The organism is Anabaena sp. CCY 9613 (assembly GCF_963920895.1).
Lineage (GTDB): Bacteria > Cyanobacteriota > Cyanobacteriia > Cyanobacteriales > Nostocaceae > Cyanocohniella.
In genome coordinates this window covers 201,969-223,313 of sequence record NZ_CAWUDE010000002.1, presented here as the reverse complement: position 1 = coordinate 223,313, position 21,345 = coordinate 201,969, and the positions used below count along the sequence as shown (strand labels likewise).

The following is a 21,345-nucleotide window of genomic DNA, read 5'->3' as shown; positions in this document are numbered from 1 at the left end:
AATTAAGATAAACTTTCAAAAAAGCTTTTATTAATCAAATAAATAGTTTAGGAGTGTAACTTATCTTGCTATTTCTCATATATTGCATATATAAACAAGATTGAATGTGCAGGAGTTAACAAGCTTAAATTATTGATTTGTGATGTCAAATACAAAAGATATTCTAAACTTATTACTCCATTAGTTAGCAACAACAGGGATATCTTTTAAGCATCCTTATCTTGGGACTACCAAATTAAATCAACATGATTGACATTTTTTAAACTTGACTGTGATTTGATTACAATTTCCCAGGCGATCGCATAATTTAAAAATAAGCTATTTCTGGCTGTAGATAGAAGCCGGGTATTATTAATAACCAACTAAATACATAAAAGTGCGTTTGTATCACCCAAATAAGTAAAATCATAAGCATTTATACTTATTGATTGACAGACAAAATCAATTAGCCAGCCGTAGCACCAACTCAAAATTTTCCAGGACAGAAAAACAGTCAGATTTTGTGAAAATATTGTTAGTTCTTTACAGCATATGGGCATATCAAATATCAAACAACTATACTTTCATCAGGGTAAACAGTATGTTAAAAATACAGTGGCAAGACGAAACTACTGCATTGCAACATAATAGCCACGTCGCCACTGTGAATAATGTCAAAACGGTTCAAGCGCTGTTTAAGTAAAGGCGCAATTACCTAAAACTGGGATAGTCTGTGTTTTTCAATTGGATTACGGTAACTTATAACTAGCAACGCGTACAGTTAATTGTCCTTGAAGCGGATTTTGACTAAATATAAATGCTCCTTCTTCTTTTTCGCCATCAGATAAAAAATCAATTTGTTGCTCTCCTGTTTCCACAACTTTATCAGCAATTTGTAACTCAGCAATAATTTGCACTGATTCAGCAGTTTCACCACCAGTATTAACTATTTCAAAGGGAACATAAAAATTACCATCAATTTCTCGAATCGTTTGTTTTTTATGCACCGACAAAATTGGAGGTTGATTCTTTTCATTCAGCCACATATACCCTACTAAGCCAATAACGATTACGAGAATAGATAAAGAAATCCCGAATGTTATCCACTCAGCGAAAGAACGTTCTGGTTTGGGTTCTGTTTCCATCATATTGCTAACCTACCCGCTGCACCGCCAATAGTTGCAGGTAATCCCAATATTAGAGTATGTTCTAACCACATCATCCACGGGTCTGCAAAAGTTACCTTTTGGAAAAAAAGCAGCATTAATCCACTTGCTAACAAAGATACTAAATAAGATATAGTAGTTTCACTTAATGGGCGCTGAAAAATTCCCTTTTGCTCTCTGCGTTTTTGTTGGTCTGAAAAACCAGCTTGAAAGACAATAGCGTAGGAAATTACTAGAGATGCAACCATTAACGCCAGTAACCAAGGGGGTGAAATGGCAGCTGCTAACATAGGAACTTCATCGGTTGGTGCAATATTAAAGGCAATCACCATTGCACCAATGAGAGTTGCACCTAAATCAGCAAATGTGGCGTACAAACCATTTTGTTTATGTTTGCTGTTTTTGTTACTTTTCTGAGTACTTGATATTGAATTATTTTGATTTCCGTCTTGGAGAACCTGGTTGGCTAATGCCACACCTAGGGTAAATGGTACACCTTCAAATACAATTTTACCCAGGGATTCTTTTAAGGAAGTTTCTGGCGTAATTTCTTGCAACAACCATAACATAAATGCAGAACAAACAAAGCCAATTGCCATTGCCTCTACAGTATCTATGACTGCTTCATCAATTCGACAGGTATTTCTGTGTTTACGAAAACCTTCTGTATAATTGAGTAAAAAGACTACAATAAACATTAAGGCGATCGCCATTACCAGCAATCTTGGTTTTGCTAGCGATCCAATCCACCATACTTCCATAGTATATATTAGTGGAATACCAAATAAAAAACCTCCACAAGTACCACGCACAATATCATTTATTTCTTGTTTCCAAGTGTTTTTATAACGTTTTTTAGCCACTAATAATATGTACCTGATTATTTGATTTTAATATTTTCATATGTTGTAAACTGTCTCACAAAATAAATATCTTTAACATCTATCCTAGGATATTTTACAGACATATGGTTATATACTTCCTGCGGTAGACACAGAAAAAATTGTTTTTTAGCGAATTGGAGCAACTGAGGATAACATTTTGCATCATTCCCACATATTACAATTGGTTATTTTGTGCTTTTTGCTAATAAGTAAAAGTAAAATATTTGCTATCTGTCAAACTTCAAGAATCATTAGCCTCGTTGATTGATTACATTATTTGCTAAGATTTCACTAGGCTTTTGCTAACACACATCTTTGATGACTTTTAACTCTCTCATTCCTGATACGGCGCTTTCGGTATCTGGATTAACTGACTATATTCGCTTGCTGTTAGAGCAAGATGAGCAATTACGGCAAGTTTGGGTGACTGGGGAAGTTTCCAGTGCTAATCACCATCGCAGTGGGTTGTTTTTTACGCTACAAGACCCAGATGGAACAGCTGGTATTAAATGTGTGGTCTGGAATGGTCAAATCCCGAAGTTGGCTCAAATGCCTGTTCCTGGTGAGCAGGTAATTATCTTAGGTAGTATCCGGGTTTACCCGCAAAGGGGAGAGTATCAATTATCTGTATGGCAAGCTTTACCTGCTGGGGCTGGGTTACAAGCTTTACGCTATCAACAATTAAAAAATCGCTTGCTGGCTGAGGGTTTATTCGACTTAGAACGTAAACGTCCTCTACCGCTGCACCCCCAAACGATCGCAGTGGTAACTTCTCCGACAGCAGCGGCTTGGGGGGATATTCAAAAAACTCTTAAGCAACGATATCCCGGTTTACAGGTTTTATTTTCTCCGGCTACAGTACAAGGTGAGCAAGCACCAGAGTCTATCGTCAAGGCGATTAATCGGGTAAATCGTGATAGTCGGACTGAGGTGTTAATTTTATCACGGGGTGGTGGTGCGGTTAAGTTGAAAGAGAAAGCAGCTGTTACAGGTGACTTTGGGGCGATCGCAGCAAGCACAGCAGCGTTTAGAATTGTTACGGGAAAAACTGGCTAGTCTTGACCCTAAGGCGGTTTTGCAGCGTGGTTATGCTGTGGTAAGAAGGGAAGATGGGGCGATCGCTCGTTCTGCTTCTGAGTTAATTGTGGGGGAGGATTTGGTGATTCAGTTGGGGCAGGGGGAGGTTACAGTTAAGGTGGTGGGAATTAACGAATCACAGAGACACAGAGGGCGCAGAGAGTTACGTGGTTAAGCGTCAGGGTGCTTCTAGTTCCGATTCTATGGAGGGTTGGATTTTAGAGCAAATTCATAATATCCCAGATGGCACAGAAATCATCTTAGAATTAGAATTTATTGAAAGTCAAATTACAGCCCACTAGCAACCAATAACAGAGTACAAGAAAAACAATTTAAATATTTCTGTCTTTAAATTACATAAATATTGAAGAAATTTGGTTACCTAATTTACGTAATTACGTGAACTTTGCGTAAGTCCTAATAATTAAAGGTTTGTAGTAAAATGCTAAAGTTTGAAAATTGGGGTCAACTTGAGAACTTAAACCAAAAAACTAACTAAAGTATGGAAGCTCAAATCAGTACTAATGAAATTATGGCTATACGGGAAGTCTTGCAAGATTACAAACCTGCACAGTATGCCCTAGATAACTTAGCCAGACACAATGGTCAAGTTGAACGCTCATTTGAGGATTTATGGACTGAGAAAAATGGCAAAACATTAATGTCAGAGGGCAAATCTCTCTGGAAAGTCACGCTGAATGTACTGCGTAAAGAACTCTGCGATGATGATGGCTTTCGTTGTCAACTTAAAGAATACAAAAAAAATCCAGCGAGTTCACCGTTGCTATCAGGTTTGATTGTCTCTTTAGTAGGTCTTGCAACCACAAGTGGATTACCAATTGATCCAGCTATAGCCACTGTGATTGTTTTGTACATACTCAAAATAGGATTAAATATATTTTGTGACTACACAGAACCACCTGCGGAAAAGGTTGGAACTCTCCCACCGGGAGACTAATATGGTTTAGTTTTATCTTTAAATCTTAGCCCTTTCTTCGCTTGCGGGGAGGGGTAATGCCTCACTTCATGATTAATCTGGTAATTTGTCTAAATTTTCCCGTGTCATCGCTGCATAATATTCATCCTGATACTCAACAAATATCTCTAACGCTGTCTGCAAGTTAGCCCTCGCCTCTGGGTAATTTTCCTCTGCTTCTGCAAGTAGTCCTAAGTTGTGGTATGTGATGGCTTGGGAATAGCGATCGCCATATTCGATTTTGATATTCAAAGCCTGTTGATAATTGTGCCGTGCTTCTTCATATTCTCGCAAATCTTGGGCAACCATTCCCAAATTATGGTAGGTTTTGGCTTGGGAATAATGATCGTTATATTCGATGTCGATATTCAAAGCCTGTTGATAATTGCGCCGTGCCTTTTCATATTCTCGCAATTCGTCGGCAACTGTTCCCAAATTATGGTAGGTTTGAGCTTGGGAATAGCGATCGCCATATTCGATGAAGATATTCAAAGCCTGTTGATAATTGCGCCGTGCTTCTTCATATTCTCGCAATTCGTCGGCAACTGTTCCCAAATTATGGTAGGTTTGAGCTTGGGAATAGCGATCGCCATATTCGATGAAGATGTTCAAAGCCTGTTGATAATTGCGCCGTGCTTCTTCATATTCTCGCAATTTTTGGGCAACATATCCCAAATTATGGTAGGTTTTGGCTTGTTCATAGCGATCGCCATATTCGATAAAAATATTCAAAGCCTGTTGATAATTGCGCCGTGCCTCTCCATATTCTCGCAATTCTTGGGCAACATATCCCAAATTATGGTAGACGACGGCTTGCCAAAGTTGTTTTTGTCTTTCTTCTATACCCACTAAAGTAGGATAAAGTTCTAAAGTCTTTTCGTAAGAACATTTAGCTTGATAGTACTGCTTTGCCTTCAGTTGACAAATACCCAGTCTATCAATTGCCAGTGCTATCTGATAACCTAATTCACTCTGGATAAATGCCGGGGGATAATTTTTTAAATTTTGACAAACCATTTCTGCCAACTTGAGGTTACTTTGGTTATCACTAATCAAATAAAGGTATTGAAATAAACAAAAGTAGATACTAATACTTTCTTGTTTATGCAAACAAATTTGCAGGGCATGATAAAGGTTTTCATATTCCCAGCTACAGAAAGCTATACCCCTTTGACGTTCTTGAGCATCTTGAAAATCCATCCTCTGAGAATAATATCCTGCCAAATCTATATAGTAGTTTTTAAATCCATCTTCTAAAGCTGCCTGTATTGTCTCATCAACAGATCCTAACTTAGTCTTTAAAAAGTAGGGGAAAATAGGTTGAATTTTGAGGAAGTTCTTATTCTTATCAATCAGTGAGAGTAAACCCCAGTTAATTGCCTCTTGAATGGCATCATCTAACTTATCAAAATCATAATCATTTAATGGTTCTAGCTTTTCTAGTTCCTTGATGTAATGCGGAATAGTTCCACGTCCAATAAACCCACTAAAAGGAGCTAAACACAGCAACAACTTCTGTGCATCTGGTGACAAATTACTGTGAGAATATTCCACACATTTCAAAATACTCTTGGTCTTATCCTCACTCACCACATCCAAATTTACATCAGCACTTTGCAACCCCTGCAAAATCTCCTGGGGTGATTGCCTTTGCAAATTCGTCAACACAACTTCCATCGCCAAGGGATACCCTGCCAACAATTTAATCAACTTGTCAAAATCCGCATCTTGACGAATCCCATCAATAAGGTGTGCAGCTACATTCCGTTCTAAAATTTTCTCTGCTAATTCAGTTCGAGCTTCTTTATCTAATCCTTGTAACTCGTAAATATTCTGTTTAAAAGTCTGACTTTGTAGCCATTCTTCCCGACTCCGCGAACCCAAAACCACCCGCGTTTTACCACCTACCAACTTCCCAATAAAATCCCGGATTTGCTGACGTTCTGCCTCTGGTAAAGTATTTTGAATCGCCAGTTGTTGCCCAGTCACCGATTCCAAATTATCCAAAATTACAGCGTAAGCTGCACTCCGCAACTTTGCCACTAATTTCTGTACTTGTGCAGGCTGACTCATGGCTTGAAACTGCACCTGTTCAAACTTACCATACACTTGCTGACCAATATCAAACAGAATTTGTGTCAGTGTCCAGGCTTTTTGGTCATAGCCAAAATAAAATACATCCTCAACAAAATGTGTCCTCTGCCACCATTCCCTTAAATAATTTAACAAAGTAGTTTTACCTGTTCCCCCCATACCTTGCAACAGCAAAACATTATGCCTGATCAAAGCTTTCTCAATTTTGAGAATCTCCAAATCCCGACCAATAAATCCATATTCCGGCAAGGAAAAACTATACTGAATGGCGACAGATTCGTAATATTTCTCTTCTTCTTCTGGTGTAAACTGCCGTAAATTAAAATTCACTACCTGATGAGAATAAACCACAGGTAATAACCAATCTTCTAAATTAATATATTTATTGAAATAGGCTTTACGTTCTTTATCATTGAACAGTTCCAGCCTCCCCAGCCTGATAGCTTCATTCATGGGTTTATGATCAAACAAATGTTGATAAAGCTGTGACATCATCAACTTTGCCGCCGACACAGTGACAGAATACCCCATAGCCACCACCATCTGCATCCCTGCGGTCATTAACCGGCTTCCCAGACTGGTTTCACGAGCATCTTCACTTAACCCCTCCTCGCTGGCGGAGTTCTTCACCTGTTTCCCCGACTGACAAGCATTGAGAATACACACAGGAATCCCCTTTCCTGTCAACAATGCGGCTAACTCTGAAGCTTCTACCAAATCAACCTTACCCTGAGACTCGCCCTCAAAGCAGACAAAAGCTTTCACCCCATCAAAGGGCTGCAAATCACCACGTCCATAGCGCCCTTTATAAAAATAGCGTTCAGGTTTGCTGGAAGACTGAACCTGTTGATAATTTAGCAGCGCCCCGTGCATATCCAAATGAACGATATGGTAAAATCCCGCACCTTTTTCTTGTAAATGCTTAGACAAACTTTCGTAAGTTCCCGGACGCAGCAACTCAACATTTACCCGCAAATTGCTATTATCAATCAACTCTAGCAACGGGCGAGAAATTGTCCGATAGCCCACATCCCTTTCCTCATCTGGACGCGCCACCACTACCAACAGATTAATCACAGGCGATGACTGCACATTAGCTGATACAGGTGGTGCAGGTCTGACATTCTTCCGCAACATTACACAGTCTACCGCCAGTGGTCGGCTTAAATCTGGGTCTTGTAGAGCTTCCCAGTGTAAAGCGTGAAATTCTGGGGTTTTCGCCACGATTTCAATCTGTACTTGACTCAGATTACCCCGCAGTTGTCGATATAAGCTGTAAGCATTGAAATCTGCCTGAAAAACCTGCTTAAATAGGCTTTCACCGTATATTTTAACGCTAGCTGCTGCCCTCTCTGCAATTACAGTATCACTAAAAGGAAACGTTACCCATTCTTCAAAATACCACTCTAGTAGTTTTTCTTCCTTGGGGGTAAAGGGGTCACTAATCGTAACTGGGTATTCTCCGCCATCAAATTGGAGAATTGCTGCAAATCCGGTATCTATTCGCCCTTCTTCCCGAATTGTGATGACTGTCATGGGGTAAGCTGGCCCGCACGTATGATTACATACCTACATACTACACTGATGATTAGTATTGCTGTGCGTAAATTAAATACCCTGATGACTATAAACGCCAATTATTTAGTTTTAGTGAATAACCTAAGTCTTGAATCCTTTGATAGTGAGATAAGTTACCAGTCACTAAAGTCAGATTATGATGGATAGCAATAGCAGCAATCATACAATCAGGATAACCAATCCTTTTTCCTACTACCTCTAAATCTGCATATATTTTTCCAGCTAATACTGCTTCTGTTAATTTAAAAGATAATATTTCCTGTGAATCCAGGATAGTTAAAAATTGCTGTAGACGTTGTTCTTGTCTTCTTTTTTGCCAACCTTCTACAATTTCCATTACAGTGATTACAGAAATTGTGTATTTATCAAATTGGTTCAAATAAGCGTTAGCCTTATCAATCACCCGAGGATTGATTCTTTTAATAATTTCTGAAAGAATATCTGTATCAAGTAGGGACTTATCTATTTTTTCATTCATCCTCTATCCTATGCCCTCTGTTTTCCATCGCTTCAGCAACAATTTCATCTACAATTTCTGGAACATCAGCATATAATCCCATTAATGGATCTTTTTTCTCCTGAATTTCTGCCAACCTTTCAATTACATGACTAATCAATTCTGTTAAACTTGATTGATTAACTATAGCCAGAGTTTTTGCTCGTTCAAAGGTAACTCTATCTAGTTCAAGTTCTATTTTTTCCATAATTATTTAAACCTTTGACATAACGATGTATTTAGTGTAACGCAAAATTATTTGCTAAGATTTCACTAGGCTTTTGCTAACACGCATCTTTGATGACTTTTAACTCTCTCATTCCTGATACGGCGCTTTCGGTATCTGGATTAACTGACTATATTCGCTTGCTGTTAGAGCAAGATGAGCAATTACGGCAAGTTTGGGTGACTGGGGAAGTTTCCAGTGCTAATCACCATCGCAGTGGGTTGTTTTTTACGCTACAAGACCCAGATGGAACAGCTGGTATTAAATGTGTGGTCTGGAATGGTCAAATCCCGAAGTTGGCTCAAATGCCTGTTCCTGGTGAGCAGGTAATTATCTTAGGTAGTATCCGGGTTTACCCGCAAAGGGGAGAGTATCAATTATCTGTATGGCAAGCTTTACCTGCTGGGGCTGGGTTACAAGCTTTACGCTATCAACAATTAAAAAATCGCTTGCTGGCTGAGGGTTTATTCGACTTAGAACGTAAACGTCCTCTACCGCTGCACCCCCAAACGATCGCAGTGGTAACTTCTCCGACAGCAGCGGCTTGGGGGGATATTCAAAAAACTCTTAAGCAACGATATCCCGGTTTACAGGTTTTATTTTCTCCGGCTACGGTACAAGGTGAGCAAGCACCAGAGTCTATAGTTAAGGCGATTAATCGGGTAAATCGTGATGGTCGGGCTGAGGTGTTAATTTTATCACGGGGTGGTGGTGCGGTTGAGGAGTTGGCTTGCTTTAATGATGAACGGGTGGTACGGGCTGTTGCTAGTTGTTCTGTCCCGGTAATTACTGGTATTGGTCATCAACGCGATGAGTCTTTGGCGGATTTAGTTGCTGATTTTTGCGCCCATACACCAACGGCGGCGGCGGAAACTGTGGTACCTGCTATATCTGAGTTATATCATCAGCATCGGCAAAGGGTGATGGCTTTGCGTGAGGCGGTACTGGAATTTGAGGCGAGTGCTGAGAATAAGTTGCAAGGTTTACGTCAGCGATTGCGGCGTTTGGGTTTGGATCGACAGGTACAGCAGGAGATGCTGCGGTTAAGTTGGAAAAAAAAGCAGCTGTTACAGGTGACGTTGGGGCGATCGCAGCAAGCACAGCAGCGTTTAGAATTGTTACGGGAAAAGCTGGCTAGTCTTGACCCTAAGGCGGTTTTGCAGCGTGGTTATGCTGTGGTCAGAAGGGAAGATGGGGCGATCGCTCGTTCTGCTTCTGAGTTGGCTGTGGGGGAGGATTTGTTGATTCAGTTGGGGCAGGGGGAGGTTACAGTTAAGGTGGTGAATGTTAACGAACCGCCGAGGCGCCAAGGACGCCAAGATTTTCATGGTTAAGCGTAAGGGTGCTTCTAGTTCTGACTCGATGGAGGGTTGGAATTATGAGGCGAAGGTTTTGGAGATTGAGGAAATTATCGCTCGTATTGAGGCGGGTGAGTTGGAGTTGGAGGATGTGTTTGCACAGTTCGCTAGTGCTGTTGAGTCTTTGCGTCAGTGTGAGGGTTTTTTGCAGCAGCGACAGCAGCAGGTGAATTTGTTGATTGAGACTTTGAGTGATGATTCAACTATGCAATGATGATGGGTGCAAAACTCAGATCGGCTATCAATTGGTTTCAGTCTGGGCTTTCTCAGGCGAAAACAACTAATCCTGATAATCTGCTTGATAGTCCTCCTGAGGGAATTATTCAGGAATTTGCAGAAAAAATAAATCGGTTATCTCATCCGGTTGATTATACTACCAGCATTCAAGAAGTACTGAAAACGGCTTTGACAAATTGGCAGCAAAATACTAATTCTGCTAATAGTTTGGTGGTTTTAGGTTGTCCTGTGGAACCAATTGCAGAAATTTTGCAGGGAAGTTTGACAGGCGAGTTGTTAAAAGATTTACAAGTTATCAATCCTTTGAGAAGTTGGCGGCGAACAACTGATGCTTCGGCTTTAATAAGGGTAATTGAGGAGGTTTTATCTTCAGATTCTCATCAAGAACTGATTGTAATTCCTTGTTTGGCACAATGTTTTTTGCGATGTATAGGCGGCTGGGAAGGTATCGAGTTTCTGCAAAATGCAGTTGTACATGACCAGTCTAAGTTTTGGTTGATTGGTTGTAATTCTTGGGCTTGGTCATTTTTAGATCAGGTTTGTCAAATAAGTGCTTATTTAGAAGAAGTTCATTACCTACCTCAATTAAATGGGAAAGCACTGGAACAATGGTTAGCACCAGTAACTCAAGAATTATCTACCCAAGATAATCAAGAAAATACAAATTTAGCTGACTCTAAATCACTGGCTAGTTTAGCTGATGGGGTGAGTAGTGTGGCGGCTTATTTGTGGTTGCAAAGACTGCGAATGCGTGCGGCTGATATACCTGATGCTGTTTCTAAATCTCCAGGTGTGACTCAAGAAATGGCTAGTAATCTGCAACAAACTAAGCCGATTTTACCAAGTTTACCTGATTTGACGGCAATTGATCGTTACCTATTGCATTCTCTACTAGTCCACGGTCAAATTACTCGGACTCATTTAGCTTTCAGTTTAGGTGAAAGTGAACAACTGGTGCGATCGCGTGTACAAATGCTGCTACGTGCGGGTGTCATCATCCAACAGCAAGAACAGTTAAGTCTTTATCCCGCTTATTATCCTTCTCTTAAAACTGAGTTGAATAATAACAATTTTTTGATTGGCAAAGACTAAATATATGTCTTTTGATAATTCTACATTTCTACTTTTTATAGCTCAAGTGGCAAATGGTAATCAAGCCATCAGCAAACTTCTGGCTGAAATTACAGTCAACAAAATTCTCAAAGCCTTGATTTGCATTGTCGTCGCCTACACAATCTCAATCACATTTCAATCGTTCTTTAATTGGTTATCTGAACGAGTCCCCCGGCGCTTTCGACTTTTGATTAAACAATCAGTACCTTTTTGGAAAGCGCTAATTTTATTGGCGACTATAGTTTACCTACTGCATCTATTTCTCAAACTTTCCGAAACTAATCTTTTAGCGCTAACTGGTACTGTTGCTGTGGCATTGGGATTTGCTTTTAAAGATTATGTAAGTTCCATTATTGCAGGTATTGTCACCTTATTTGAAGCACCTTATCGAGTAGGCGATCGCATTACTATTGGCGAACACTACGGTGAAGTAATTGGTTACGGTTTACGTGGACTAAGACTACAAACCCCTGATGATAATGTTGTGACTATTCCCCACAATAAAACTTGGACAGATGCTATTTCTAATGCCAACAGTGGCGAGTTAGAAGCACAGGTTGTTACGGAATTTTATTTAAATCATACAGTTGATTTTGAGCAGGTAATCCGCATTCTCTATCAAGCTGCTTACAGTAGCAAATACACACAATTAAAACTACCCATTGTTGTAGTTATGGAAGAATTACCTTGGTGTACCAAATTTAAACTTAAGTCTTACCCAATGGATGCGAGAGAAGAGTTTCTTTACAAAACTGATCTTCTGCGACAAGCTAAACAAGCATTTGCTACACAAAGTCTTTGCTATCCACAACCAGGTGAAACATCTGAGGATAGCACACATATCTTAATTAGAGACACTTAGGAGATGTGTCTAAGTTTTGACTTTCTTGATTCAGTAATTTTAGCCATTTCTGAATGCGCTTTCTTTGTAATTCACAGACTTGCACACTGGATACTGTCAATCCTTGACGGGGAAAGATTTCTCTTAAATCAGCCAGCATATCTATAGATGTACAAGCTTCTAAACATTCTGCAATATATCCCATTGAATCTAAACACAACCACTCCTGAGTCGCCTCTAGCTGACAAATTTTATGCTTTCTCGTTTCCATAAGCTTTGGTTGTGTTAGATACAAAAAATTTTCTCGTTCAATTCTACTTCATCTAGAAACTGATAAACTATAGTTAGCCGCTATGAATACCAATATGTTGAGATGTCTGATTCTATACAGTATGTTACCAATCAAAATGGAGAACGAGTTGGTGTGCTGTTAGATTTAGCAACATACCAAAATTTGACAAATTCATCGGTAGAAGATAGTGAAATTTTAACTGGACTAAGCTTGGATGAATTACAGGCTTTGGCAGCAAGTATGTTGTCACCAAAATCCCAAGTTGAGTTAAATAATTTATTGGAGCGAAATGCAGAGAATTTGCTGTCAGCTGAAGAAAAATCTAATTTAGATAGCTTGTTATCACAGATTGACCAATTAAATATTTTAAAAACTAGGGCTAAATATACTTTAAAAACCAAAGGCATATCAAAAGTGGCGTGAGTGTTTATATTCCTGTTGAATTACAACGCAAAATCCGGGCAAAATTTGCTGATTTTTGTGCTTACTGCCATACTGCTAAATACCTGACAGTTCGTAATGAATCAGAAGCGATCGCCACTACAACTAAGGTTTATCGTCCAAAGTATACCAGTATGCCCAAGCAATCAAAACTGCCTGAAAAGGTAGCCTAGCTAAATACAATAATTGATTATGGGGAATGCCTTCAATCTGAATGTTGTGTATAGTCATGTAAATATTGGCAGGAAAGACACCAATAAATAAAGCAATTAGTCCCCATGCTGCTGTCGCACTGACAAACGGTATCATTAAGCCAATGCCACCGAGAATTTCAAACACACCGCTGACATAGACTGATGTTAATGGCGGAAAAACTGGCGGGACAATGCGGGCGTATTGCTCTGGTATGAGAAAATGAGTAATGCCAACGATGATGATGCATATAGCAAAAATCACACGAAGTAATTCTTTGCGGTGATGAATTTGTTTAAATGCAAAAGACATAGACAATAGCAGAAATACTGATTAAATCGTAGCGATTACTGTGATCTGATACTTCTATCTCAAGATAGCTTTGGTAAATTGCTAGATACAGAATCACAGACCAACAATTACAGAATTATGACATCAGTCAGAATACACAAGAACCAAAATCTGGTAAATTAACTCGGAACGCATCGTCAAGAATCAGTTTCCACAGATTGCATTTGGGCGACTGTGGGATTTTCGGGTATTTCTGCAACTACCAACTTGGAGTACATCAAAATCATGAAACCTTTTCTTTTTGTCACTGATCTAGATCACACCTTCGTGGGTAATGACGCGGCGTTAACAGAACTGAGTCAAAAACTTGACCAACATCGCCAAGCCTACGGAACTAAAATTGTTTATGCTACTGGGCGATCGCCTATACTTTACCGCGAACTTCAGCAAGAAAAAAATCTCATGCAACCCGATGCACTCGTCCTGTCTGTGGGTACAGAAATTTATCTCGATGGTCATGATACCCCCGATGCAGGTTGGTCAGAAATCCTCTCCACTGGCTGGGATCGGGAATTAGTATTAAAAATTGCTAAGTCTTTTCCGGAGTTAGAACTGCAACCAGACTCAGAACAACGTGAATTTAAAGTTAGTTGCTTTATCGATCAACAAGTCGCTGTCACGGTTCTACCAAAACTAGAAGCAGAATTGCAAAAATGTGAACTAAATATAAAGTTAATTTATAGTAGCGGTATTGACCTTGACATTTTGCCCCGTACCAGCGATAAAGGTCAGGCAATGCAGTTTCTGCGTCAAAAGTGGAAATTTGCAGCAGAACAAACAGTTGTCTGTGGTGATTCGGGTAATGATATTGCTTTATTCGCTGTAGGCAACGAACGGGGAATCATAGTCGGGAATGCCCGTCCAGAGTTACTCCAGTGGCACAACGAGTATCCCGCTAACTATCGTTACCTAGCACAAGACTTGTGTGCAGGTGGAATTCTTGAAGGGTTAAAATATTTTGGGTTCTTAGAATGATTAGCTATCTCAAAGGGATCGTTGCTGGTATTCAAACAATTGGCGGGAGTCGCGTGATGTTGACTCTAGAAGTAAATAATTTGGGCTATGATTTGCAAATTCCCCAGCGCCTGTCACAACAGTTGCCAGAATCGGGAGGAGTGATCCAAATTTTCACCCATTTACAAATTCGTGACGAAGTACCATTTCTCTACGGCTTTGCTTCCCCTTCAGAACGTGATTTATTCCGCCACTTACTAACTGTTAGCGGTATCGGCGCAGCCTTAGCTATCGCCTTATTAGACACCTTAGAACTGCCAGATTTAGTCCAAGCCATCATCGCCGCCAACACCCAAGTTTTAATCCAAGCCCCTGGCGTTGGCAAAAAAACTGCTGAACGCATTTGTTTAGAACTGAAAAGCAAACTAGTCGAATGGCGCAAATCAGCAGGCTTCTTCGTGGCTACAGGCGGCCCAGCACCAGGAATACTCGAAGAAGTACAAATGACCCTCTTCGCCTTAGGATATACTGCCCATGAAGTCAGTCACGCCCTCCATGTAGTTAGCGAAGACATTGGACTACCAAAAGACGCCTACGTAGAAGACTGGATCAAACAAGCGATCGCTCATCTTAGCAGCAGCGAACAAGTGAGTCAGTTGTAATTCGTAATTCTTAATTAGTCTCCCCTACTCCCTACTCCCCACTCCCCACAAATGCCCCCAGACCCCTACGCTTGGATAGAAAAATCCCTGGCAACTATTCATCGGGCAGACTGGTATCGTTCTGTAAAAACAATCCACGGTCGCTCCGGTGCAACTGTGTTGTTGGCTGGGGAAGAGGTGATTAATTTTGCTAGTAATGATTATTTGGGATTAGCTGGGGATGAACGCTTAATTAAGGCTGCCGTGAGTGCGATCGCTGAATTTGGTACTGGTAGTACTGGTTCTAGATTACTCAGCGGTCATAGGGAATTACACAGAGAATTGGAACAGGCGATCGCCTCGCTCAAACAAACAGCAGATGCAGTAGTATTTAGTTCTGGGTATCTGGCTAATTTGGGTGCGATCGCCGCTTTGATGGGTAAGCGGGATTTAATTTTATCTGACCAATATAATCATTCCAGTTTGAAAAATGGGGCGATTCTTAGCGGTGCAACGTTAATTGAATACCCCCACTGTGATGTCGCAGTATTAAAAACTCAGTTGCTTGAGCATCGACACAATTATCAACGCTGTTTAATTATTACTGATAGCGTCTTCAGCATGGATGGCGACTTATGCCCATTACCAGCGCTGTTGGATTTAGCTGATGAGTTTAGCTGTATGCTGCTAGTTGATGAAGCTCATGCCACTGGTGTCATGGGAAAAACTGGTGCTGGGTGTGTAGAACATTTTGGTTGCACAGGCAGAAATTTAATTCAAATTGGCACATTGAGTAAAGCCTTGGGTAGTTTAGGCGGTTATGTAGCGGGAAGTGCCACCTTAATTGATTTTTTACGCAATCGCGCACCGAGTTGGATTTATACCACAGCCCTTTCACCCGCAGACACGGCGGCGGCTTTAGCTGCAATTGAGATTGTACAAACAGAACCGCAACGCCGAGTCCAACTTTGGGAGAATGTAGACTACTTGAAAAAGTTAATGCAATCACAGTTATCCCATCTCCCATTACTGCCTACTGCATCACCCATACTATGTTTTCAGTTACCTAGCGCCACCAAAGCCCTCAATATAGGCAAGCAACTCCAACAAGCTGGCATTTTCGCCCCAGCTATTCGGCCACCCACAGTCCCCACCAGTCGCATACGTATATCTGTGATGGCAACTCATCAAGCCTCACACATAGCAAAATTGGTATCAGTTCTCAAGGAAAATTAGCTACCAGTCAATTTTTTAGTCATCTGAATATGCTAGGATTCTTGAATTTCTGATAGTGCTAATATCTGATTAAACTATTTCAACAATTTCTCAGATACTAACTTAGGCTGGGAGTAAGGAGTGGGATTTTTGTGGCATACAACATTTAACTAAAGCATCTGCAATCAGTATAAGTTTTTTCTAAATAGTTTCATGTCTGATATTAATGCTTCTCAGTCACTACGTTATGGCATTGTTGTCTTAATTGTGGGAATTGCTTTAGCACTGATGTTGTTGCTAGATCCTTGGCTCAATATCAGCGTTACTCCATTCCTGCTGTTTTTTGGCGCTGTCATGGTCAGTGCTTGGTATGGTGGTTTAAAAGCAGGGCTGTTAGCAACTTTATTGTCATCTTTTGCCAGTAACTACTTCTTCCTGAATCCCACTTATGAGCTGAGTCTTGACTTCACTAGCTTTGTGCGACTGGGATTGTTTGCATTACAGGGCGTTGTCATTAGTATCTTATGTGAAGTATCTAGAACTGCTAAAAAACAAGCTGAGGTAAATCTCCAAAAGCTGAAAGTAAGTGAGGAACAATTTCGATTAGCCCTCAGTAGTTCCAATATCGTAGTTTTTCAACAAGATAAAAATTTAAACTATCAGTGGATTCATAACCCTCAAGGTAAAAAAACTGTTGCCGAAATTATTGGCAAATCTGACTATGAATTATATCCAACTTCCGTAGCAGACTACTTGACAAAAATAAAAAAAAATGCATTAGAAAGCGGGGTTTCTACCCGTGAAGAAGTTGCTTTGATTTTGGGTGGACAAATCGGTTATTATGATTTGCTGATTGAACCATTCAAAAATAAAGATAATAGGGTTGAGGGTATTACTTGCGCGGCGTTGAATATTACTGAGCGCAAGCAGACAGAATTAGAAAAAGCTAATTTAAATCGAGAACTTCGACAAGCCATTCAGCAAAAAGACGAAACCTTAGCATTACTGAATGCCTGGCTGAGTAGTTCACCAGTAGCACTGGCTTTTCTCGATACAGAACTGCGTTATGTGTACGCAAATGAATCCCTGGCAGCTATCAACGGTGTACCATCCAACCAACACATCGGTCGTACTTTAAGGGAAGTTTTACCCCAATGGTCATCGCAACTAGAACCGATTTTTCATCAACTGATGGCAACCAGAGAACCATTGCTGAATCAAGAAATTAGTGGTGAAACTTATCCACCAGGGACATATCGTTATGGTCTGGTCAACTACTATCCAGTATGTTTACCAAATGGGCAGTTACTAGGAGTAGGTGTTACAGCAATTGATATTACCCAACTCAAGCAAGCTGAACAAGCATTAAGAGAAAGTGAAGAAAGATTTCGCACAATGTTTGACCAAGCTGCCGTAGGTATTGCCCAAGTAGACTTAGATGGACAATTCCTGCAAGTGAATCCCGCTTTGTGTGAGATTACTGGATATAGTCATGAAGAATTAATACAGTTAAACTTCCAAGAAATTACTCATCCTCATGACATAGAACTGGATTGGATCAATACTCAGCGAGTTTTAGCTAAAGAAATTAAAGGTTATTCTTTAGAGAAGCGCTACATCCGCAAAGATAATTCCATTGTGTGGGTGAATCTGACTTCTACAGCTGTGTGGGATAGTGAAGGGAAAGCAAAATATGGATTTGGGATTATTGAAGATATAAGTGAACGCAAACAAGTAGAAGCAGCGCAACAGTTTTTAGTGGAAACTAGCACCATATTGGCGGCTACTCTCGATTATGAAATCACCTTAAACAACCTTGTTAAATTGGCAGTACCCTTCATGGCAGATTGGTGTACTGTCGATATTCTGCAACCAGACTCATCCATGCGACAAGTGGCGATCGCCACAACTAATGTAGCAAAACGTCAGCAATTAGCCCAAATCCAACAGCGTTATCCCCTAGATGGTACGAGAAAACATCCGTTTCGTAAGTCACTCATACAAGGGCAATCTGTTTTTTATCCTGAACTAACAGACGCTTTTCTTGGGGAATTAGCTGAAGATGAAGGACACCTGCAATTACTACGCAATTTGGGTATGCGTTCCTTGATGCTAATTCCTCTCTATTCCAGAGGGCAATTATTTGGAACTTTGTGTTTTGTCACCGCCGAATCTCATCGTCACTACCAACAAACAGATTTAACTTTAGCTGAAGACATTGCCCGGCGTGCAGCTATAGCCATTGATAACGCTAGATTGTATCAAGAAACTCAACAGGCAAAACAAGCAGCAGAACAAGCCGTCAGTCGCATACTACGTCTGCAAAAGGTTACCGCCGCCCTTTCAGAAGCCTTAACTCCCCAACAAGTAGCTGATGTAGTCGTCAACCAAGGAATTGCTGCTTTGGGAGCTACAGCAGGTTCAGTGGTTTTGCTAGCTAAAGGTGCAACTGTCCTCAAGGTGGTACAAGCAGTTGGCTATCCCCAGTCCATAATCAATAGCTGGACAAGTTTCCCCATAACTGCGCCTGTTCCCTTGGCAGAAACATTCAGAACAAGACAGCCCATTTTCATCCAAAATCCACAAGCTTTAATTGACCGATACCCCAACTTAGCAAGTGCTATAAATACAACTGGTAATAGTGCCCAAGCTTCTATTCCCTTAATGGTAGAAGGAAAAGCAATTGGGGCATTGGGATTAAGCTTTGTTAACCCGCAAGCATTTAATGAGGAAGATCGCGGCTTTATTTGGACATTAGGACAGCAATGTGCCCAAGCGATCGCCCGCGCCCAACTTTACGCCGCCGAACAAACTGCACGGGATGAAGCTGAGACAGCCAATCGCATCAAAGATGAATTTTTAGCTGTACTTTCTCATGAACTGCGAACTCCCCTGAATCCAATTTTAGGGTGGGCCAAGTTACTCCGCACTCGTAAGTATGATGAAGCGACTACAGATCGAGCATTGGCAACCATTGAGCGGAATGCTCAGTTACAAACCCAATTAATTGAAGACTTACTGGATGTATCGCGGATTTTACGGGGTAAGCTGAATTTAAATATCTCTGCGGTCGATTTGAAAATGACTATCGCCGCAGCCCTAGAAACAGTGAGTTTAGCCGCAGAAGCTAAGTCAATTCAAATTCAAACAATATTCACCAATGAAAATATACAGGTAATGGGGGATGCCAGTCGCTTGCAACAGGTGTTCTGGAATCTAGTGTCTAATGCTGTAAAATTTACACCTCCAGGGGGCAGGGTAGAGGTACATTTAGCACAGATAGGACTTGATGCTCAAATTCAGGTGATTGATACAGGTCAAGGGATCACTCCAGAATTTTTGCCTCATGTTTTTGAATACTTCCGCCAAGCCGATGCCAAAACCACTAGAGTATTTGGCGGACTGGGACTAGGACTAGCAATTGTCCATCATCTAGTAGAACTTCATGGGGGTACGGTGCAGGTACAAAGCCCCGGAGAAGGACAGGGGGCAACTTTTACAGTCAAGCTACCGTTGCATAAAAAGCCTGAAACCCGCGTCATGAGTGCTAATTCTTTGCCAGCACAAGTCAGCATTCCCGATTCATTGTTAGCGGGAGTGGAAATTCTTTTGGTAGACGATCAAGCTGATGTCCGAGAGTTTTTTACTGTAGCACTATCACATTATGGTGCAGTCGTCAAGTCTGTAGCATCAGCACGTGAGGCACTCAAAGCATTAGCCCAATCCCAGCCAGATATTTTATTAAGTGATATTGGGATGCCCATCATGGATGGCTATATGCTCATGCGCCAAGTGAGAACAAAGCCACCAGAACTAGGCGGACAAATTCCGGCCATCGCCTTGACTGCTTATGCTGGAGAAATCAACCATCAACAAGCCATAGCCGCCGGATTTCAAAAACATATTTCCAAGCCCGTTGATCCAGTAGAGTTAGCCCAAGCGATCGCTAGTCTGATTCCGCCCAAATGTTAGGCGCACTACTACCACCCTTAAGGACTTCCAAAGAATAAATTATCCAATTTACTCAAATAATATTTGTTATCTTCCCCCTTGCCCCCTGCTCCCTGCCCCCCACTCCCCACCCCTATTACTCAAACAAAAGTATATTTTATAACAATAAATAATTACCAAGTTACTCAGTTTCAACTAGCACACAATTGACATGGGGTAACAAGACACGATACATGATGAGTCAACGGTTAAATTGTTTCAAATGAAAAATTTGATTAATTGCAAGTTTCATCAGTATCAGGAGGGTGATAATGGATGCCAACTTAATTGTTTTTAATATCCTGAATCCGCCAATCTTGTTTTTCTTTTTAGGGATGATTGCTGTTTTTGTCAAGTCGGATCTAGAAATTCCGGCACCAATACCCAAACTCTTTTCGCTGTATCTGCTGTTGGCGATTGGCTTTAAAGGGGGAGTGGAACTGATCAAAAGCGGTATTACTCAGGAAGTAGTGCTAACGCTGTTAGCCGCAATGTTGATGGCTTGTTTTGTGCCAGTTTATTCCTTTTTTATCCTGAGACTGAAACTTGATACTTACGATGCAGCTGCGATCGCAGCCACCTACGGCTCTATTAGCGCTGTCACCTTCATTACGGCTAGTGCCTTTCTCAGTGAGCTGGGCATTGATTATGATGGTTATATGGTCGCAGCTCTGGCCCTGATGGAATCTCCAGCAATTATTGTTGGTCTTCTTCTGGTAAATATATTTACTACCGATGGCAAGCGGGACTTATCTTGGACGGAAGTCTTACAAGAGGCATTTCTCAATAGTTCAGTTTTTCTCCTAGTGGGTAGTCTTTTGATTGGTGTTTTAACAGGAGAACATGGTTGGCAGGTATTAGAACCCTTTACTCAGGGCTTATTTTATGGTGTTCTCACCTTCTTTTTACTTGATATGGGAATAATTGCTGCCAAAAGAATTAAAGACTTGCAAAAAACCGGATTTTTTCTGATTTCATTTGCCATACTAATTCCAATAGTCAATGCCGGTCTTGGGTTACTGATTGCCAAAGTCATCGGTATGCCACAGGGAGATTCACTCTTATTTGCTGTACTATGTGCCAGTGCTTCTTATATTGCTGTCCCTGCTGCCATGCGAATGACTGTCCCCGAAGCAAACCCTAGTCTGTACGTTTCTACCGCTTTGGCAGTGACTTTCCCATTCAATATTATTGTGGGAATTCCGTTATATCTCTACGGAATCAACCTGTTCTGGAGGTAATAA

At 40.8% G+C, this 21,345-nt stretch carries 19 protein-coding genes and 1 pseudogene; 13 read left to right on the top strand and 7 right to left on the bottom strand.

Going from position 1 to position 21,345, the window contains the following annotated elements:
- Window positions 1-728: 728 nt before the first annotated feature.
- Window positions 729-1,127: a TIGR02588 family protein gene (locus ACM0OT_RS02825; protein ID WP_414562544.1), complete on the bottom strand. Its 399-nt coding sequence runs from the start codon at window positions 1,125-1,127 to the stop codon at window positions 729-731.
- Window positions 1,124-2,008 (bottom strand): TIGR02587 family membrane protein, encoded by an 885-nt coding sequence (locus ACM0OT_RS02820; protein WP_414562542.1) that lies wholly within the window; start codon window positions 2,006-2,008, stop codon window positions 1,124-1,126. The genes ACM0OT_RS02825 and ACM0OT_RS02820 overlap by 4 nt, the downstream gene beginning before the upstream one ends.
- A gap of 339 nt (window positions 2,009-2,347) precedes the next feature.
- Here ACM0OT_RS02820 and xseA (ACM0OT_RS02815) point away from each other — a divergent pair.
- From xseA (ACM0OT_RS02815) to ACM0OT_RS02805, 3 genes and pseudogenes are all read left to right on the top strand, one after another.
- Window positions 2,348-3,281, top strand: a pseudogene (xseA, locus tag ACM0OT_RS02815) (exodeoxyribonuclease VII large subunit).
- Complete coding sequence (locus ACM0OT_RS02810) at window positions 3,274-3,408, top strand: hypothetical protein (protein WP_414562540.1); 135 nt, start codon at window positions 3,274-3,276, stop codon at window positions 3,406-3,408. The pseudogene xseA (ACM0OT_RS02815) and the gene ACM0OT_RS02810 overlap by 8 nt, the downstream one beginning before the upstream one ends.
- A 200-nt stretch (window positions 3,409-3,608) precedes the next feature.
- Window positions 3,609-4,064 (top strand): hypothetical protein, encoded by a 456-nt coding sequence (locus tag ACM0OT_RS02805; RefSeq protein ID WP_414562539.1) that lies wholly within the window; start codon window positions 3,609-3,611, stop codon window positions 4,062-4,064.
- Window positions 4,065-4,136: 72 nt separating this feature from the next.
- Here ACM0OT_RS02805 and ACM0OT_RS02800 read toward each other — a convergent pair whose 3' ends face one another.
- The 3 genes from ACM0OT_RS02800 to ACM0OT_RS02790 all read right to left on the bottom strand — a co-directional run bounded on the left by ACM0OT_RS02800 (window position 4,137) and on the right by ACM0OT_RS02790 (window position 8,458).
- Window positions 4,137-7,712 carry a tetratricopeptide repeat protein gene (locus ACM0OT_RS02800; protein ID WP_414562537.1) on the bottom strand — a complete coding sequence of 1,192 codons (3,576 nt, stop codon included), beginning with the start codon at window positions 7,710-7,712 and terminating at the stop codon, window positions 4,137-4,139.
- A gap of 88 nt (window positions 7,713-7,800) precedes the next feature.
- A complete protein-coding gene (locus tag ACM0OT_RS02795) occupies window positions 7,801-8,232 on the bottom strand; it encodes a type II toxin-antitoxin system VapC family toxin (RefSeq protein WP_414562535.1) in 432 nt (143 codons plus the stop codon).
- Window positions 8,225-8,458 (bottom strand): hypothetical protein, encoded by a 234-nt coding sequence (locus tag ACM0OT_RS02790; RefSeq protein WP_414562533.1) that lies wholly within the window; start codon window positions 8,456-8,458, stop codon window positions 8,225-8,227. The genes ACM0OT_RS02795 and ACM0OT_RS02790 overlap by 8 nt, the downstream gene beginning before the upstream one ends.
- Before the next feature lie 92 nt (window positions 8,459-8,550).
- Here ACM0OT_RS02790 and xseA (ACM0OT_RS02785) point away from each other — a divergent pair, with 92 nt between their 5' ends.
- The 4 genes from xseA (ACM0OT_RS02785) to ACM0OT_RS02770 are packed head-to-tail and all read left to right on the top strand — an operon-like array spanning window position 8,551 to window position 12,046.
- Complete coding sequence (gene xseA / locus ACM0OT_RS02785; RefSeq protein WP_414562531.1) at window positions 8,551-9,810, top strand: exodeoxyribonuclease VII large subunit; 1,260 nt, start codon at window positions 8,551-8,553, stop codon at window positions 9,808-9,810.
- Window positions 9,803-10,048 carry an exodeoxyribonuclease VII small subunit gene (gene xseB, locus ACM0OT_RS02780; protein WP_414545838.1) on the top strand — a complete coding sequence of 82 codons (246 nt, stop codon included), beginning with the start codon at window positions 9,803-9,805 and terminating at the stop codon, window positions 10,046-10,048. The genes xseA (ACM0OT_RS02785) and xseB overlap by 8 nt, the downstream gene beginning before the upstream one ends.
- Window positions 10,045-11,163 (top strand): hypothetical protein, encoded by a 1,119-nt coding sequence (locus ACM0OT_RS02775; RefSeq protein WP_414562529.1) that lies wholly within the window; start codon window positions 10,045-10,047, stop codon window positions 11,161-11,163. Before xseB ends, ACM0OT_RS02775 begins: the two co-directional genes overlap by 4 nt.
- 4 nt (window positions 11,164-11,167) lie before the next feature.
- The gene (locus tag ACM0OT_RS02770; protein ID WP_414562527.1) at window positions 11,168-12,046 is read left to right on the top strand and encodes a mechanosensitive ion channel family protein; all 879 of its coding nucleotides are present in this window, start codon (window positions 11,168-11,170) and stop codon (window positions 12,044-12,046) included.
- Here ACM0OT_RS02770 and ACM0OT_RS02765 read toward each other — a convergent pair.
- The gene (locus ACM0OT_RS02765) at window positions 12,033-12,296 is read right to left on the bottom strand and encodes a hypothetical protein (RefSeq protein WP_414562525.1); all 264 of its coding nucleotides are present in this window, start codon (window positions 12,294-12,296) and stop codon (window positions 12,033-12,035) included. The genes ACM0OT_RS02770 and ACM0OT_RS02765 overlap by 14 nt on opposite strands.
- A gap of 102 nt (window positions 12,297-12,398) precedes the next feature.
- On the opposite strand from ACM0OT_RS02765, the gene ACM0OT_RS02760 reads away from it, so the two are divergent.
- Complete coding sequence (locus tag ACM0OT_RS02760) at window positions 12,399-12,740, top strand: hypothetical protein (protein WP_414562524.1); 342 nt, start codon at window positions 12,399-12,401, stop codon at window positions 12,738-12,740.
- Between the two features lie 123 nt (window positions 12,741-12,863).
- On the opposite strand, the gene ACM0OT_RS02755 is transcribed toward ACM0OT_RS02760, so the two are convergent.
- Window positions 12,864-13,262, bottom strand: coding sequence for a DoxX family protein (locus ACM0OT_RS02755; RefSeq protein WP_414562522.1), 399 nt, complete (start codon window positions 13,260-13,262; stop codon window positions 12,864-12,866).
- A 264-nt stretch (window positions 13,263-13,526) separates the two neighbouring features.
- Here ACM0OT_RS02755 and ACM0OT_RS02750 point away from each other — a divergent pair, with 264 nt between their 5' ends.
- The 5 genes from ACM0OT_RS02750 (at window position 13,527) to ACM0OT_RS02730 (ending at window position 21,342) form a co-directional block, all read left to right on the top strand.
- Window positions 13,527-14,276 carry a sucrose-phosphate phosphatase gene (locus ACM0OT_RS02750; protein ID WP_414545833.1) on the top strand — a complete coding sequence of 250 codons (750 nt, stop codon included), beginning with the start codon at window positions 13,527-13,529 and terminating at the stop codon, window positions 14,274-14,276.
- Window positions 14,273-14,917, top strand: coding sequence for a Holliday junction branch migration protein RuvA (gene ruvA, locus ACM0OT_RS02745; protein WP_414545832.1), 645 nt, complete (start codon window positions 14,273-14,275; stop codon window positions 14,915-14,917). The genes ACM0OT_RS02750 and ruvA overlap by 4 nt, the downstream gene beginning before the upstream one ends.
- A gap of 51 nt (window positions 14,918-14,968) precedes the next feature.
- Complete coding sequence (bioF, locus tag ACM0OT_RS02740; RefSeq protein ID WP_414562520.1) at window positions 14,969-16,132, top strand: 8-amino-7-oxononanoate synthase; 1,164 nt, start codon at window positions 14,969-14,971, stop codon at window positions 16,130-16,132.
- A 192-nt stretch (window positions 16,133-16,324) separates the two neighbouring features.
- Entirely contained in the window at window positions 16,325-20,083 is a 3,759-nt protein-coding gene (locus ACM0OT_RS02735; RefSeq protein WP_414562518.1) for a PAS domain S-box protein, read from the top strand.
- Window positions 20,084-20,373: 290 nt separating this feature from the next.
- Window positions 20,374-21,342, top strand: coding sequence for a sodium-dependent bicarbonate transport family permease (locus ACM0OT_RS02730; RefSeq protein ID WP_414562516.1), 969 nt, complete (start codon window positions 20,374-20,376; stop codon window positions 21,340-21,342).
- The last annotated feature ends 3 nt before the right edge of the window (window positions 21,343-21,345 follow it).

What these genes read in the sequence shown, in the direction of transcription:
- ACM0OT_RS02735 (WP_414562518.1), top strand. Translation starts at nt 16,325, where the DNA reads ATGTCTGATATTAATGCTTCTCAGTCACTACGTTATGGCATTGTTGTC.
- ACM0OT_RS02760 (WP_414562524.1), top strand. Translation starts at nt 12,399, where the DNA reads ATGTCTGATTCTATACAGTATGTTACCAATCAAAATGGAGAACGAGTT.
- xseA (WP_414562531.1), top strand. Translation starts at nt 8,551, where the DNA reads ATGACTTTTAACTCTCTCATTCCTGATACGGCGCTTTCGGTATCTGGA.
- ACM0OT_RS02800 (WP_414562537.1), bottom strand. Translation starts at nt 7,712, where the DNA reads ATGACAGTCATCACAATTCGGGAAGAAGGGCGAATAGATACCGGATTT.
- ACM0OT_RS02825 (WP_414562544.1), bottom strand. Translation starts at nt 1,127, where the DNA reads ATGATGGAAACAGAACCCAAACCAGAACGTTCTTTCGCTGAGTGGATA.
- xseB (WP_414545838.1), top strand. Translation starts at nt 9,803, where the DNA reads ATGGTTAAGCGTAAGGGTGCTTCTAGTTCTGACTCGATGGAGGGTTGG.
- ACM0OT_RS02755 (WP_414562522.1), bottom strand. Translation starts at nt 13,262, where the DNA reads ATGTCTTTTGCATTTAAACAAATTCATCACCGCAAAGAATTACTTCGT.
- ACM0OT_RS02775 (WP_414562529.1), top strand. Translation starts at nt 10,045, where the DNA reads ATGATGATGGGTGCAAAACTCAGATCGGCTATCAATTGGTTTCAGTCT.
- bioF (WP_414562520.1), top strand. Translation starts at nt 14,969, where the DNA reads ATGCCCCCAGACCCCTACGCTTGGATAGAAAAATCCCTGGCAACTATT.
- ACM0OT_RS02795 (WP_414562535.1), bottom strand. Translation starts at nt 8,232, where the DNA reads ATGAATGAAAAAATAGATAAGTCCCTACTTGATACAGATATTCTTTCA.
- ACM0OT_RS02765 (WP_414562525.1), bottom strand. Translation starts at nt 12,296, where the DNA reads ATGGAAACGAGAAAGCATAAAATTTGTCAGCTAGAGGCGACTCAGGAG.
- ruvA (WP_414545832.1), top strand. Translation starts at nt 14,273, where the DNA reads ATGATTAGCTATCTCAAAGGGATCGTTGCTGGTATTCAAACAATTGGC.
- ACM0OT_RS02730 (WP_414562516.1), top strand. Translation starts at nt 20,374, where the DNA reads ATGGATGCCAACTTAATTGTTTTTAATATCCTGAATCCGCCAATCTTG.
- ACM0OT_RS02750 (WP_414545833.1), top strand. Translation starts at nt 13,527, where the DNA reads ATGAAACCTTTTCTTTTTGTCACTGATCTAGATCACACCTTCGTGGGT.
- ACM0OT_RS02805 (WP_414562539.1), top strand. Translation starts at nt 3,609, where the DNA reads ATGGAAGCTCAAATCAGTACTAATGAAATTATGGCTATACGGGAAGTC.
- ACM0OT_RS02790 (WP_414562533.1), bottom strand. Translation starts at nt 8,458, where the DNA reads ATGGAAAAAATAGAACTTGAACTAGATAGAGTTACCTTTGAACGAGCA.
- ACM0OT_RS02770 (WP_414562527.1), top strand. Translation starts at nt 11,168, where the DNA reads ATGTCTTTTGATAATTCTACATTTCTACTTTTTATAGCTCAAGTGGCA.